Origin of the sequence: Amycolatopsis sp. NPDC051758 (assembly GCF_044453095.1) — a bacterium.
GTDB lineage: Bacteria > Actinomycetota > Actinomycetes > Mycobacteriales > Pseudonocardiaceae > Amycolatopsis.
Genome location: NZ_JBITCJ010000009.1, coordinates 48,198 through 63,090, shown reverse-complemented (window position 1 = coordinate 63,090; position 14,893 = coordinate 48,198). Strand labels below are relative to the sequence as shown.

The following is a 14,893-nucleotide window of genomic DNA, read 5'->3' as shown; positions in this document are numbered from 1 at the left end:
CTTCGCGAAGGGAAAACGGGGATGCCGCTCCGATTCGTGGCCCTGTTCGCCGTCACGACCGCGCTCGTGCTCGGCATCGCTCTCCCGGCGTCCGCCGGCGAGCTGCAGCAGACCGACCGCACGCTGCTGACCCGGCTGAAGCAGCACGCGCTGTGGGCCGGGCCGGCCAGCAGGCTCGCCGCCGAGCGGGCCACCAACCGGCGCGTCCAGGCCGTCGCCGGCCGCATCGCCGACGACCAGGCCCGCCTCGACGTCGCCCTGCGCGCGGTCGCCGACCGGCTCGCCGTCACCCTGCCCGCCGAGCCCACCGGCCAGGAGCGCGCCTGGGCCGACGAGATCGCCGCGGACGCCGGCGGCGAGTTCGACCGCGTCTACGTCAACCGGCTCCGCGCCGAGTACGGCACCCTCTTCACGCTCGCCTCCGACGTCCGCGCCGGCACCCGCGACGACGACGTCCGAGCGTTCGCCCAAACCGCCGTCGACACCGCCCTCGGCCACCTGACGCTCCTCGAGAGCACCGGGCTCGCCGAGACGACGTCCTTGCTCGTCTCCGCCACCGAGGACAACACCCTCGGTGGCGGAGACCTCGCTCTCGGCGCCGTGTTCGTGGCCCTCGCCGCCGTCGCCACGTTCGGCCTGCTCCGCCTGCTCGGAACCCCCGGCAGGACCTCGCCGCGCACCCGGAGGTAAGCCGCCCCATGTCCCCCTCAGCCGCGCTGGTCCCGGTGTCGCCGCACGACACCGGGATCGCCGAGGCCGCCGCGCTGTCCGGCCGCCTCACCTACCTCTGCATGTGCCTCGCGCTGTGCTGGGGCGTCCTCGCCGCCACCGGCTGGGTCCGCCGGTTCAGCGGCCGGGACGCACTGCGCACCGGGCACGTCCTGCTGTCCGCGTTCACCCTCGCCACCGGCACCCTGCACGGGCTGACGTTCCTCTTCCTCGAGGACGACCCGTTCGGCGTCACCGACCTGCTCGTCCCCTTCTACGACGGGACCCCGCGGCACGCGCTCGGCATCGTGGGTCTCGAGCTCGTCATCGCCGTGTCCGTCACCGCGGGCCTGCGCCGTGGCGCCCGCGAAGGCCGCTGGCTCCGCTTCCACCAGCTCGGCTACCTCGCGATCGGGCTGCTCGCCGGGCACGCCTGGCTCGGCGCGATCGCCTCGGGGCACCTGTCGGTCGTCTGGCTCGCCGGGATCACGCTGCTCGTCCCGCCGGTGGTGCTGTCGGTGCTGCGGGTGCTGCCCGCGGCGGCCCTCGTCCGCGCCGGGCTGATCGAAGCGGTGCCCGACGAGCCGGAGCCGGCCGGGCTGCACGTCGACGTCGACAGCCGGCGCTGCCACGCCTACGGGGTCTGCCAGTCCGAAGCGCCCGGGGTCTTCCAGCTCGGCCAGGACGGGCACCTCGAGTACGAGAAACGGCCGGAGCCCGGAGAAGCCACGAACGTCCAGGCCGCCGTGCGCGCCTGCCCCATGCGAGCCATCCACCTGTTGGGAGCCACCCGATGACCGAACGCATCGTCATCGCCGGAGCCGGCCTCGCCGGCCTGCGTGCCGCCGAACGGCTGCGCGAAGTCGGGTTCGACGGCGAAGTCGTCGTCCTCGGCGCCGAACCCGACGTCGCCTACCACCGGCCGGCGCTGTCCAAGCAGCTGCTCACCGGCGCGGTCAGCCGCGCGGACACGCTGCTCGCCGACCCGCTCGAAGTCGACGCCGAATGGCGGTTCGACACCCCGGTCACGGCGGTGTCGCCGAATCGGCAGATCGTCCACCTCCGCGACGAGGAGCTCCGCTACGACGGCCTGGTCATCGCGACCGGTGTCGAGCCGCGGCGCATGCCCGGCGCGCCGCACGGCCACCCGCGGGTCGTCGTCGTCCGCACGCTGTCCGACACCACCGCCCTCCAGCGCGCCCTGGCCACCAACCCCGGCCCGGTGGCCGTCATCGGCGACGGCTTCATCGGCTGCGAAGTCGCTTCGAGCCTTCGGGAGATGAACCGCGAGGTCGTCCTCATCGGCCGCGGGCGGGCGCTGCTCGCCGACGTCCTCGGCCCCGACATCGGCGACTGGCTCACCGCGCTGCACACCGCGCGCGGTGTCCACCTCGAACTGGGCACCACCATCCGCCGCTGGCGCCCGGCGCCGACGTCCGTCGGCCTCGAGTTCACCGACGGCCGGGCTCTCGACGTCGCCTGCGTGGTGGTCGCCGTGGGCAGTGTCCCCGCCGTCTCCTGGCTCCGCGGCGCGAAACTGCCCCTCGACGACGGTGTCGTGTGCGGACCGACCTGCCACGTCGTCGGGTCGTCCACGATCGTCGCCGCCGGCGACGTCGCCCGCTGGCCCAACCTGCGTTACGAGCGTGCGCCGCAACGGGACGAACACTGGCTCAACGCGGTCGAAATGAGCCGGGTGGCGGCCGAAAACCTCCTGACCGGCCCGCAGGGCTCCCCGGCCTACTCCCCGGTGCCGCGCTACTGGTCCGAACAGCACGGCGTCCGGATCCAGGTCGCCGGCCGGCCCGAGCTCGGCGCCGACACCGTGCTCCTCGAATCACCCGTCCCCGGCACGCGGCCCATCACCGGCTTCGTCCGCGACGGCAGGCTGATCGGGCTCATCGGCCTGGACAGCCCGGCGGCGGTGCTCCACTGGACCGCGGAGCTCGCCCGCCAGCACCCCGCACCGGGCCGCTACGAGCCCCCGCCGGAGGTCCGCCCGCACCACCGCAGCGGGGCCGTGGCCGGGTACTGAGCTAACATCCACCCGCGGACGAGCTGGCAGGGCGGTCGCGAGCCGGGGCGACCCGGTCCGAGGAAAGTCCGGACTCCGCAGGGCGGGGTGGTTGCTAACGGCAACCCGGGGTGACCCGCGGGAAAGTGCCACAGAGAACAGACCGCCTTCGTCTTCGGACGGGGGTAAGGGTGAAACGGTGGTGTAAGAGACCACCAGCGTCCCGGGCGACCGGGACGGCTAGGTAAACCCCACCCGGAGCAAGGCCAAGAGGGAGCGCGAGCTCCTGCGCAGGCGTTCGAGGACGGCCCGTCCGAGTCTGCGGGTAGGCCGCTGGAGCCTGCCGGCGACGGCAGGCCGAGATGGATGATCGCCGCCCCGCGAGCCGCAAGGCGACCGGGGAACAGGATCCGGCTTACATGCCAGCTCGTCCGCACCCCGTACCCGGACGGTCGGCTCGCGTACCCGGACAGTCGGCTCACCGGCCGACCCTCCAGGTACGCGAGCCGACTCCCTGGGTACGCGAGCCGACTCCCTGGGTACGCGAGCCGACTCCCTGGGTACGCGAGCCGACCCTCTGGGTACGCGAGCCGACCCGCTCGGAGCCTGGCCCCGCTGGTTACCCGGTAGTAGGGTGCGCACATGGCGGGCGACGAGAAGCGGTTCAAGCGGGCCTTCGATTCCTTGCACGCCTTGGCGTACTTCGCGCCCGAGGTGGATGCCGCGCTCGTGGGCGCCGGGTTGCGGCCGGGGCGGATGCCGTACTTCGCCGGGCGTTCGGCCGCCATGGGCGCGGTCGGGGCCGAGGTCGTCGCCGCGACCTTCTACAACTTCAACCCCGAGGTCGTCGCCAGGACGATCCCGCGGGCCTGGACCCTGGCCACCCCCGCCCAGGTGCTCGACGCGCGCGTCGACGGTGTCGACAAGGCGCTGACCCGGCTGCTCGGCGACCACGTCAAGGGTGACGACGTCGCCGAAGCCGGCGAGCTGGCGCGTGAAGCCGCCGACGGGTGCCACGGCGAAGGCCGTCCCCTTTATGCCGCGCACGCCGGGCTGGGCTGGCCGGGGGAGCCGCACCTGGTCCTCTGGCACGCCATCACGCTGCTGCGCGAGCACCGCGGTGACGGCCACATCGCCGCGCTGGTGCTCAACGGCCTCAGCGGGATCGAAGCCGTCCTCACGCACGTCGCCACCGGCGTCGGCTTCACCGCGGACGCGGCCAAGCTGACCCGCGGCTGGAGCGACGAGCAGTGGGCCGCCGCCGAAGCCGGTCTCCGCGACCGCGGGATCCTCGACGCCGACGGCGCGCTGACCGAAGAAGGCGTCGCGGTCCGTGACCGGGTGGAGGCCGCCACCGAGGCCGCCGCGCGCGGGCCGTGGGAGCACCTGGGCCCCGAGAAGACGGCCCGGCTCGAAGAGCTGTGCCGCGGTCTCAGCAAGCGGGTCGTCGAAGCCGGCGCCTTCCCCGCCGGCGTCTTCGCCAAGGGCCGGCCCTGACGACCAAGATCACGCTATGTAGTGAAAATTGCGTTAAGTCCTGAGCGCCCTGTGACGGACGGCGGCGGCGCCGAAGATCGACATCTCTCTGGACCGGCCGAAGGTGGTCACGGAGCGGACTCGGGCGACAGGGCCGTTCGTGTCATGTCACACTGTTCCAGGCCGCACAACGGCCAAGGCGCCAGTACCCACAGTGAGCAAATCCCGGGCAATGGGGTGAGTTCGTCAGCACACTGAGAAGTATGGGTGCCCGGGCTTTAACCCGAGGACCCTTGCCGCGATGATGGTGGGCGTGGAGATTTCGTGTGAAGCACGCGCCGAGCCGGTTGAAGAGGCAGCCGGCACCTACGGAGCGCGCTTTGACCATCACCCCTCGTAGCCTCCATGATGTTGTTCGAAGCACTGCCTGAGCCAGAACCGCGCGGCCCCCACCGCGCATCGGGAGTATCACGATGATGACCTTGACCACCCTCGACACGCTGGCCGCCGGTGAGCTGGGCACGGGAAACGTGCGCACCTGGCTGATCGACAACATCATTCCCCTCGTGCTGCTGGCCGTCGCCCTCCTCCTGCTGTGGCTGGGCGGTGGCAAGGGTGACAACGCGGGCGTCATGCGGCGGCTCGCCGGCGTGGTCATCGCACTCGCGATCATCGGGCTCGCGGTCAGCGGCGCCGGCGTCAACGTGGGCCAGTGGATCGCCGGCCTGTTCACGGGCTGAGGCGGAACCGGCGTGCGCATCAGGACTGATGACGAGGTCTACCGGGTCGACGCCGTGTGGCTCGGCCCGCCGAAAGCGACTTTTCCCTGGAGGGCCCGGTACGTCGCCTGGCTCATCGGCATCCCGGCGTTCTTCGTCGTCCTCGGCATCGAGCGCTGGGCGGGGTGGAGCTTCGGGTTCTTCTCGACGGCGTGGGCGTTCATCGCCACCATCGCGATCACCCGGCTGCTCACGGCCAAGATCAGCCACGAACGCCCGCTCGGCACCGTGGTCAGCATGGCCGGGCGCGAGCTCAACACCCCGAGAGAACAGACCACGGGCACGGGCGGCGCGGTCAGCGCCAGCCGCGTCCGGGTGCGGGCGACCCGCCCGTTGCCGAAGCACCGCCGAAGGCGGCAGTACCAGCACCACGGCGCGCAGCCGGGTGCGGCGTTCACCCAGGGAACCCCACGAGCGCGCCGGAGCCGTAGCAGTGCGGCTCGGGCCGGGAGGTAGTCGTTGTTCGGTCGCGGCGGTAGCCGAGGAAAGCAGGGTCGGGACGCACACTCGGGTGCGTGGCAACCGCCCGAGCAGGTCCGCGCGGCGCGGAACGGCTCGGGCGGCAACGGCCGTCGCCTGACCGGCGAGCAGGCGATTCCCGCGTACACCCCGTCGATCGCGGTGCGCAGCATCGACGGCCACCTCGTGCGCACCGGGTTCGAGGTCTACGCCTGGTACCGGCTGGCGCCGCAGCGCTGGTCGTTCCGCTCCGACTCGCAGCGCCGCGACCTCGTCGCGGCCATCGCCGGCCAGTACGCCGAGCTCCAGGGCCGCTGGCTGCACCTGCGCGTGACGAACCGGCCGTACCCGATCCGGATGTGGGCCGAGGCGCACGTCTACAACGCGCACGGCCGCCCCAACGACGTCCCGGGCGCGCTGTCGTTCGACGACTACCTGATCGGCGAGCAGCAGCAGCTGATGGGCCGCTCGATGGCCGAAAAAGAGGTCTACCTGGGTGTCCAGGTGCAGACCCGGCGGATGGTCGACCGCGCGGTCGAGCGGGCCGCGCCGGTGCTGCGCAAGATCCTGCCCGAAGCCGTCGACGCCGAGCTGGCCGCGCTGGACTCCGAGGTCGAGCACCTCGACCAGGTCATCGGCAGCGCCGGGCTCGAAGGCCGTCCGGTGCACGCCGAGGAGATGTCCTGGCTGATGCACCGCTCGTGCTCACTCGGCCTGCCCGCGCCGCGGAACATGCCCGCGGTGCCCGGCGCGGCCTGGGAGCCCGAGGACCTGGCCAGCTTCACCGACGCCGCCGACTACTACGCCGACCCGTACGCGCCGACGGTGACCGTCCGCGGCCGCACCGGCTCCAACGCCGGCGTCTCGCGGCACCTGGCCATCCTGACCGTGGGGCAGATGCACGGCCTGCAGATCCCCGAGGTCGACGACCCGTGGATCCAGCACGCCGACCGGCTGCCCGCGGCGGTCGAGGTGTCCGCGCGGATCTACGTCCGGCGCCCCGAAGAGGTCGCCAACGAGCTGCAGCGCCAGATGAACAAGGTGCGTTCGCAGGTCAAGCACTACACCGACGAGCACGAGTTGGAGCCGCCGCAGTCGCTGTCGCGGCAGGCCGGGCGTGTGCTGGAGATCGACGACGAGATGACGTCGGGCTTCACCGCGCTCGCCACCCGCGTGCGGTCCTGGTGGCGGCTGGCGGTGTCCGGCCCGACCGAGCGTGACGCGCTGCGCCTGGCCCAGCAGCTGCTCGACCTCTACAAGCCGAAGATCGCCATCGAGCACCCCGAAGCCCAGTACGCGATGGCGCGGGAGTTCATCCCGGGCGAGCCGCTGGCCTCGGCGGCGTACATGCGCCGCGGCTCGGTGGTCTGGGCGTCCTCGGCGGTCCCGACGGCGACCGCGGAGGTCGGCGACCGCCGCGGCATCCTGCTCGGCGAAACGTGCACGGCGACCCGGCGCCCGGTGGCCTGGGACCCGTGGATGGCCCAGGAGATCCGCGACGGCTCGGGCCTGACGGCGATGGTGGCCGGCCTGGGTGGCGGCAAGTCGTTCCTCGGCGGCGGCATCGTCTACAAGACGCTGCGAGCCGGGGCGAACTGGACGATCCTCGACCCGTCCGGCCCGCTGTCACGGCTGTGCGACCTGCCGGAGCTGCGGCCGTTCGCGCGGCCGATCAACCTGCTCAACGCCCAGCCGGGGATCCTGAACCCGTACCGGGTGGTCGCCGAGCCGCTCATCGAGCACTTCATGGACGAGGACGACCCGGAGCGCTCCTGGCGCCGCGAGAAGGCTCTCGCGGGCGCGACGCGACGGCGTCTTGTGCTCGACGTCCTGACCGGTGTCCTGCCGTACGAGGTGTCGCGGATGGCGCAGACCCGGATCGTGCTGCTGCGCGCGGTCCGCACGGTCGGCGGCCGGTTCGACGCCGACCCCGGCCAGGTCATCGACGCCCTGCGGCGCGACTCGAGCGAGCACCACGAGCACGCGGGCGTCGTCGCGGACTTCCTCGACGAGATGCGCGAGCGGATGGCGCTGCTCATCCCGGAGACCGACGCGGACCCGTACTCGGAAACCCGCGACGACCGGCTCACGGTCCTGACAATGGCGGGCCTCACGCTGCCGAAGGACGGCGTCCCGCGCGAGTACTGGACGGACGCGGAGTCCCTCGGCGTCGAGATGCTGAACCTGGCGGCGTGGCTGACCCAGCGGTCGGTGTACGAGAAGCCGAAGGAGATGCGCAAGGGCGTCTGGATCGACGAGGCGTTCTTCCTGTCCGAGGTCCCGACCGGGCGCGTGCTGATGAACCGCTTCGCGCGTGACTCGCGCAAGTGGAACGTCCGGGTGCTGCTGTCGTCCCAGATTCCCGCGGACTTCCTGAAGATCCAGGGTTTCGTGACGCTGTTGGACTCGGTGTTCGTCGGCCGCCTGGACGACGACGACGCCCAGGCCGACGCCCTGCGTCTGCTGAAGGTCCCGGTGGGTGTCGGGTACGAGCAGGTCGTCGCGGCCCTCGGTCGTCGTCCGGGAGCCGCCCAGCGTGGCCTGGAGCGCGACGTGGAGCCACGCCAGTTCATCTTCGGCGACGGCGCGGGCGGCGTGGAACGCATCCGCGTCGACTTCTCCGGCCCGCACCTCGACCACCTGCGCGCGGTCATGGACACAACGCCGGGTTCGAAGGACGCGGCGCCTTCGCGGCGTCCGGGCAACGAGCTGGCACTGCCTCCGAACGCTTCGGCGCAGCCCGCGGAGAAGCCGTTCGTGGCCTCCCCACCCGAGGACGACATCGGGCTGGAGCAGGACTTCGAGCTGGCGGCGGAGCTGGAGGTCGGCCTGGCCGACGAAAACCTCCTGGGCGCCCCGGACCCATTGGCGTCCGAAACGGGCGAAGTGGAGGGCGGCGTCCAGCCGACCAACGGCAACGGACACGGCGGGCAGCACGCCCGCACCGGCGGAAAGGGCGGCACCGGCCGGGACGCCGCATGAGCGCGGCCCGGACTCGAGGCGTGCGTGCGGACCGGGGCGCGAGCCCCGGTAGCCGGGTCGTGGGCAGCCGTCCCGCCGGGTTCGGCACGGACGGTGCCGCATGAACACCTTGCTGACGTTGGCGGTGCTGCTGACGCTGGCCGCCGCATGGCACGCGCTGAAGCGCCGGATCAAGGAAGGCCCCCGGGCCCGTCGCACGCCGAGCCGCAAGGCGACGATGTTCGCCGTCATGCTGGTCCTCGGCCTGCAGGCCATCGCGACCGCCCCCGCAGCGAGCGCGGCAGCCTGCGGTGAGGCGCCGAACCCGGAACGTCCCGGGGCGGGCATGGTCGGTGCGATCGATCCGCCGGAGGGCCACGGCGAACCGAACAGCGCCTACATCGACTACGGCTACGCCGGCATGGTCTGGAACACCTTCGAGACCAACTGCTCGGGGCTGAATCTCACCCCGGCTGGATCCACATTGGACACCTGGGGCGGCAATCAGCTGTTCAACCTGGGTAAGAACATCGTCGGTGCCACCAGTTCGCTGCACTACACGGTGCTCGAAGGTGGCCTCCTGAACCCGATCTACGCCGCGGTGAAGTCGGGCGCCGAGAAGGTTTACAACAACATCTACGCGCAGTTGTTCGGCCTGGTCGCGTTGATCCTGTCGATCATGATGTTCCGCAACATCTGGCGGGGTGACCTCGCCGCGGTCAGCAAACGGGCGCTGTACGCACTCGCGGGCGTCTGGCTGGCGGCGTCTTCACTGGCGATGCTCCGGTACTTCGATCCGATCGACAAAGCGATCGTCCAGACCACGACGAACATCCAGGCAGGATTCGTCGACGAGAGTGGCGACCGGATCGTCCGCGACATCCTGCCGACCCAGCTCCACACGCAGATCGTCTACAACAACTGGCTGCGCGGGGAGTTCGGCACACCGACGGCGCCGCAGGCCGAGCAGTTCGGCAAGCCACTGCTCGACGCCCAGGCGTTCACCCGCAACCAGCTGGTCAACGGCGACGACGGCAACCAGTCCGTCATCGACGGCAAGAAGAACGCCTACAAGGACATCTCCACCAAGCTCGGCCCCGCCACCGGCTACTTCACCGGCGAGGCCGGCGGCCGCACCGGCGCCGGCTTCCTCTCCCTCGGCCAGGCCCTCGTCTACTCGCTCTTCCAGTTGCTCGCCAAGGCGTCAGTACTCCTCGCCCAGGTCCTGATCCGCCTCTTCGCGCTCACCGCGCCGCTGATCGGGCTCATCGCGCTGCTGCACCCGGAGATCCTGCGCCGCGTGCTCAAGGTCGCCGGCGGGGTCGCGTTCAACCTGGTTGTCCTCTCGGTGCTCGCCGGGGTGCACGCGCTGCTGCTGCAGGCGATCTTCGACGCCGGGAACTCGCTGAACATGCTCACGCAGATGGTCCTGGCCGGGCTGATCACCGTGCTGCTGTTCATGGTCGGCCGCCCGGTGCGGCGGTTGTGGCAGATGGTCGAGATGTCGGTCAGCATGGTCGGCGCCGCCGTGCCGTCGCCCGGTGGCGGGATCTTCTCCCGCTTCAAGCGCAACCGCAGCGGCCCGTCCCCGCAGGACGACTTCTGGCAGCACGTGCGGGAGACCGACGACGTCGTCGACGGCGAGCAGCGCGGGCCGCTGGGCGCGACCGCCGGCGGGGGCCGCTTCCGGCCGGAGGCCACGATCTTCGCCAACTCCCAGCGCCTCGACAACGGCTCCGGCGCGTCCCGCCCGGCCGCCGCGTGGTCCGGTGCGTGGCCCGGCGCCGCGATCAACGGCGGTCCGGCGGGGGCGCTGCCGGCGGGCGGGCGGCCCGGTTCCCCGGTGTACGGCCAGTACAACCCGGCCGGCGGCGACCCCGGGGAGTACGTCGTTGTCGGCGCCGGTGGCCGTCCGACGCTTCGTGGGGAGGAGAGCAGGCGGGTCGACACCTCGCCGGTGGCCGACCGGCGCTGGAACGACGAGCCCGAGCCCGTTGTTGTGCCGTCCGACCTGCGCACTCCCGAATCCGACTTCACCGGTGGCGGTTACCCACCACCGGAAGCGCCGCGGCCGCCGGGAGTACGGGCGCAGCCGCGCCGCGTCGACCCTGAAGTCGTTGCGGGCAAACCGGTCTTCGTGCTCTACCGGCCTTCGCGCGGCATCGAAGTGCGCGAAGAACCGCGGGACACCGACCAAGTCATGGGGCGGTGACCGATGCCGATCCGCACCAACCGCGGCCGCGCCGCGGTCTACCGCCGCCTGTGGGGCTGGCCGCTGCGCTCGCCGCGTCACCTGATGGGGACGCTGGTCTTCCTGGCCATCCTGGTCACCGCACTGGGCATCGTGCTGCCGAAGGTGGTGGGCAAGCAGCAGGCGAAGGCCTCACCGCCGACCGGGACCACGACCACCTCCGTCACGGCGAAACCGCCGGGGGTCGCCGCGCCGGTGCCGACGTCGAACCTGCCGACGCGCCTGTCCACGCCGCTGGCCACCCCGACGTCCGCGGCGCCGAACGCCGACGCCGTCCGCGTTGCGAAGGACTGGGCCGCCGCCTGGGTGGACCACCCGGCCGGCATCACGTCGGAGCAGTGGCTGGCCAAGCTGAAGCCGTTCACCACGGAGGAGTACCTGCCGGTGATGGCGTCGGTCGACCCGGCGAACGTCCCGGCGACAAAGGTCACCGGTGAGCCGCAGGTCGGCACGTCGTACACCAGCTCGGTGCAGCTGACGATCCCGACCGACGGGCCGAAGCTGAGCATCACGGTCGTGAACACCAACGCCGGCTGGCGGGTCGCCGACTACGACCAGGCGAGCTGACCGTGCGGCGGCTGGGGCTGTGGCTGGGGCTGATCGTGTTCGTCGCGATCGGCGCCCTGATCGTCACCGCCGTGGCCGCCAAGGTCGTCATCGACAACCAGCAGGCGCAGGCCAGGGGTGTGTCCCTGACCAGCTGCGACGCCTCGGTCGGGCCAACACAGCCCGGCCAGGGCGAGCGCGGCACGATCGACGCGTCGAAGCTCGACGACGAGCAGAAGGGGATCGTCGCGCTGATCATCACGATCGGCAAGCAGCGGACGCTGGCCCCGCGCGCCTGGCAGGTCGCGATCCAGGCCGGGATGACCGAGTCCGGGCTGCACAACCTCACCTACGGTGACCGCGACTCCCAGGGCATCTTCCAGATGCGCCCGTCGATGGGCTGGGGCTCGATCTCGGAGGTCACCAACCCGCAGTACGCGGTCAACAAGTTCTACGACGTGCTGCTGGCGGTGCCGGACTGGGAGAACAGGCGTCCCGGCGACGCCGCGCAGGCCGTCGAGCGCTCGGGCTTCCCGGACCGCTACCACAAGTGGGAGCCGATGGCGGCGACGCTGGTGGAGAACGTCGGCCAGGTCGTCGACGTCGTCGCCTGCGGCACCGGGCTGGGCAACCTGCTGCCGCCGAGCCAGGCCGCCGCGAAGGCGATCAGCTTCGCGCTGGGCGAGCAGGGCAAGCCGTACGTGTGGGGCGCCACAGGGCCCAATTCGTACGACTGTTCGGGGCTGATGCTGCGCGCGTACGAGTCGGCCGGGATCATCCTGCCGCGCGTTTCCCGCGACCAGTACCACGCGGGCGCGATGCTGCCGGTGCGTGAGGCGCAGCCCGGTGACCTGCTGTTCCTGGCCAACAACCCGGCGGATCCGAACACCATCCACCACGTGATGATGTACCTGGGCGACGGCAAGATCGTCGAGGCCCAGCAGACCGGCGTCCCGGTGCACACGCGGGCCTTCTCCTTCGACGAGGCCGAAGTGGTGCCGCAGGCAGTCCGCCCCGGCGTTTAGCATGGGGGATGGTCCTCGGCCCGAGCAGGGGCCGCGGATTCGGCCGAAAGCGGAACCGATTCACCCGACGTCGCGGCGCTTCCACGAGCAGGTGGCCGCGTACTGGCAGAGGATGAGCACGTGGGACGGAAATTCGGCAGGCGAGGCAAGCCCGGCGCGGGCGAGCCCCAGGACCCGGCGTCGCTGTTCGGCGCGCCCCAGGCGCCCCGGCAGTCGGCCCGCCCCGCGTCCAGCACCCCGCTCGCCGACCAGCTGAGCCAGGGTTATCCCGGCGTCGACCAGGGGTACGTGGTGCTGCCGCGCTCGCTGGCCGAGGGCATGTCGCTGCCGTGGCAGCACCAGATGGCGGCGCTGCTGGCCCAGTTCCACGCCGAACACGCCGCGCTGGCCTGGCCGATCTACCGAGTGGTGCCGTCCCGCTACGAGCGGCTTGGGGACCTCGACGAGGAGCAGCTCGCGGAGGCGGGCTACCTGGTCGAGATGGACGCCGACGGCGAGATGGTCTACCGCGAGCGAAGCGGCCGCAAGGTCGAGGACCCGCTGAACACAACGGTGCTGGTGTCGAGCCTGGACCCGATCCCCAAGCCGGCGTCCCGCCCTGCGCCCCCGCCCCCGGGTGCTCCGCCGGCGCGGGGGCAGGCACCGGCGCCGATGAACATCGGCCCGGCGCCGGTGTGGCGGACGGTGCCGCATCCGCCGCCGGCCCAGTCCGTGCCCGGGACGCCTGAGCAGCACGCTCCGCGGCCGCCGAGTGCGGGGCGGCCGGCGTCTTCGGGGGTCAGTCCGGCGTGGTCTTCTGCGCCTGCTCCTGGTCCGGCTCCGGTTGAGCCCGAGTGGGCGGTGGCGGCTGAGGCGGACCTGCCGGGGCCGGTGAGGGCACCGGAGTCGACGGCGCGTCATGCGGCTCCGGAGCGTGAGGTTCCGTCGTCCGCTCAGCGGTCTGGGGTGGGGGAGCCTCGGCATGAGGCGGTGGTTCCGCCGGTGCCGGTCGCCGAGTCGGCGGTGTCGCCCGCCGCGGGGGCTGCTGCGCAGGAGGCGATTCGCCCGTCGGTGGCGGAGAGTCAGGTGCCGTCCGGTGGGGAATCGCTCGCCGTCGAGGAGTCGCCAAGCTCGGAATCGGCGGCCGAGTTTTCGCCTTTCACGGCGACGGAGCCTGCATCACCGCAGGCCGAACGTGCTCCGCAGGCCGAGCCTGAAGCGACCGCGACGGCGCCTTCTGAACCTGAGCCGTCGGAGGCGCCTGGACCTGCTCCAGTGCAAGCCGAGCAAGCGCCGTGGGAGGCGGTTCGCAAGGAGTCGGCTGCGCCGCTGCCCGACGAGTCCGCGCGCAGGGAAGCAGTTGAGTCTGAGCCCGCAACCTCGACGGCGCCGGTCGACACTGTCGAGTCGGAGGCTGCTTCCCCCGTAGTGGCTGAGGACGCCGAAGCCCTGCCCGCGGAGTCGCCCGAGCCGGTGCAGGATGCTGCCGAGCCGGAGGCAAGTGCGCAGACTCCGGCCGAGCACATGTCGCAGGATGCGGACGGGCCTGAGGCCTCGACTCCCGTAGCGATGGAGCCCGCGCTGTCGGGCGCGGACGATCCGGCGGCGGCTGAATCGGCGCATGCCGAGGACGCGCCGCAGGGCGCTGGGCCAACTGAGCCCGCTGCTCCGGCACCTGCGGAGGACATGCCGCAGGCCGCGCAACCTGAGCCGGCGGAGGACCTGCCGCAGGGTGCTGTGCCGCCCGAGTCGGCTGCCTCGGTACCGGCCGAGCCGGCGCCGTGGGATCGTGCCCGGCCAGAGGCTGCCGGACTAGCACCGGCCGAGGATGCGCCCCAGGGTGTCGGCCAGCCCGAGGCTTCAGCAGGGTCGGCCGAGACTGTGCGGTCCGATGCAGCTCAGGCGGAGTCTGGACTGGCACCAGCTGAGCAGGATGCTGGCCATCCCGAGGTTGCTGCTCCAGCGCATGCCGAGCATGCGCCGGAGGATCTTGGTCAGTCTGAGACTGCTGATCGAGCCGAGGCCGAGCAGATTCCGCATAGTGCAGGTCAGTCCGAAGTTGCCGCTCCGGCGCAGCCTGAGCACACGCAGCAGAGTGCCGGCCATCCCGAGACTGCTGCTTCAGCGCCAGTCGAGCCCGCGCCACAGAGTGCTGCCCGGCCGGAGGCGGCTGCCCCCGAAGCGGTCGAAGACAAGCCGATCCGCCCGGTGGCACCTGATTTCCAGGCCGGGCCGCCGACGGCGCCCCAACCGGCATCGATTGCCGGTTCGCAGCCGCCTGCCGCGCCAGGGCCCGCTGATGGTTCGCCCGGTGCGCCGCAACCGACTGTTGCGGCGCCTGCTGCTTCGCAGCCGGCGCCGCCCAACGTGCCGCAATCGCCCGACGAGGCGCAATCGCCCAGCGCGCCGCAGTCGCCCGACGAGGCGCAGCCGCCTGCTGCTTCGCAGCTGGAGCCGCCCAACGTGCCGCAATCGCCCAACGTGCCGCAATCGCCCAACGTGCCGCAATCGCCCGACGTGCCGCAATCGCCCGACGTGCCGCAATCGCCCGACGAGGCGCAATCGCCCAGCGCGCCGCAGTCGCCCGACGAGGCGCAGCCGCCTGCTGCTTCGCAGCCGGCGCCGCCCAACGTGCCGCAATCGCCCGACGAGGCGCAATCGCCCAGCGCGCCGCAGTCGCCCGACGAGGCGCAGC

11 protein-coding genes and 1 other RNA gene are annotated in these 14,893 nt (G+C 71.9%); all 12 read left to right on the top strand.

Going from position 1 to position 14,893, the window contains the following annotated elements:
• The first annotated feature begins 21 nt into the window (after nt 1-21).
• Entirely contained in the window at nt 22-690 is a 669-nt protein-coding gene (locus ACIA5G_RS35915; protein WP_395931473.1) for a DUF4142 domain-containing protein, read from the top strand.
• An 8-nt stretch (nt 691-698) separates the two neighbouring features.
• Complete coding sequence (locus tag ACIA5G_RS35910; protein ID WP_395931471.1) at nt 699-1,505, top strand: ferredoxin; 807 nt, start codon at nt 699-701, stop codon at nt 1,503-1,505.
• Entirely contained in the window at nt 1,502-2,743 is a 1,242-nt protein-coding gene (locus tag ACIA5G_RS35905; RefSeq protein ID WP_395931469.1) for an NAD(P)/FAD-dependent oxidoreductase, read from the top strand. The genes ACIA5G_RS35910 and ACIA5G_RS35905 overlap by 4 nt, the downstream gene beginning before the upstream one ends.
• Nucleotides 2,744-2,762: 19 nt before the next feature.
• An RNA gene (gene rnpB / locus ACIA5G_RS35900) (RNase P RNA component class A) lies at nt 2,763-3,156 on the top strand.
• 208 nt (nt 3,157-3,364) lie between these two features.
• Entirely contained in the window at nt 3,365-4,219 is an 855-nt protein-coding gene (locus tag ACIA5G_RS35895) for a hypothetical protein (protein ID WP_395931467.1), read from the top strand.
• A 452-nt stretch (nt 4,220-4,671) separates the two neighbouring features.
• Nucleotides 4,672-4,938, top strand: coding sequence for a hypothetical protein (locus tag ACIA5G_RS35890; protein WP_005166545.1), 267 nt, complete (start codon nt 4,672-4,674; stop codon nt 4,936-4,938).
• 12 nt (nt 4,939-4,950) lie between these two features.
• Complete coding sequence (locus ACIA5G_RS35885) at nt 4,951-5,433, top strand: hypothetical protein (protein ID WP_395931465.1); 483 nt, start codon at nt 4,951-4,953, stop codon at nt 5,431-5,433.
• A gap of 3 nt (nt 5,434-5,436) precedes the next feature.
• Complete coding sequence (locus ACIA5G_RS35880; RefSeq protein ID WP_395931463.1) at nt 5,437-8,418, top strand: ATP-binding protein; 2,982 nt, start codon at nt 5,437-5,439, stop codon at nt 8,416-8,418.
• Nucleotides 8,419-8,518: 100 nt separating this feature from the next.
• On the top strand, nt 8,519-10,609 hold the full coding sequence (locus ACIA5G_RS35875) for a magnesium transporter (RefSeq protein ID WP_395931461.1): 2,091 nt from the start codon (nt 8,519-8,521) through the stop codon (nt 10,607-10,609).
• Nucleotides 10,610-10,612: 3 nt separating this feature from the next.
• Complete coding sequence (locus ACIA5G_RS35870) at nt 10,613-11,215, top strand: hypothetical protein (protein ID WP_395931459.1); 603 nt, start codon at nt 10,613-10,615, stop codon at nt 11,213-11,215.
• A gap of 2 nt (nt 11,216-11,217) precedes the next feature.
• Nucleotides 11,218-12,219: a C40 family peptidase gene (locus ACIA5G_RS35865; protein ID WP_395931457.1), complete on the top strand. Its 1,002-nt coding sequence runs from the start codon at nt 11,218-11,220 to the stop codon at nt 12,217-12,219.
• A gap of 120 nt (nt 12,220-12,339) precedes the next feature.
• The coding region (locus ACIA5G_RS35860; RefSeq protein WP_395931455.1) for a hypothetical protein at nt 12,340-14,893 on the top strand (2,554 nt) is incomplete at its 3' end.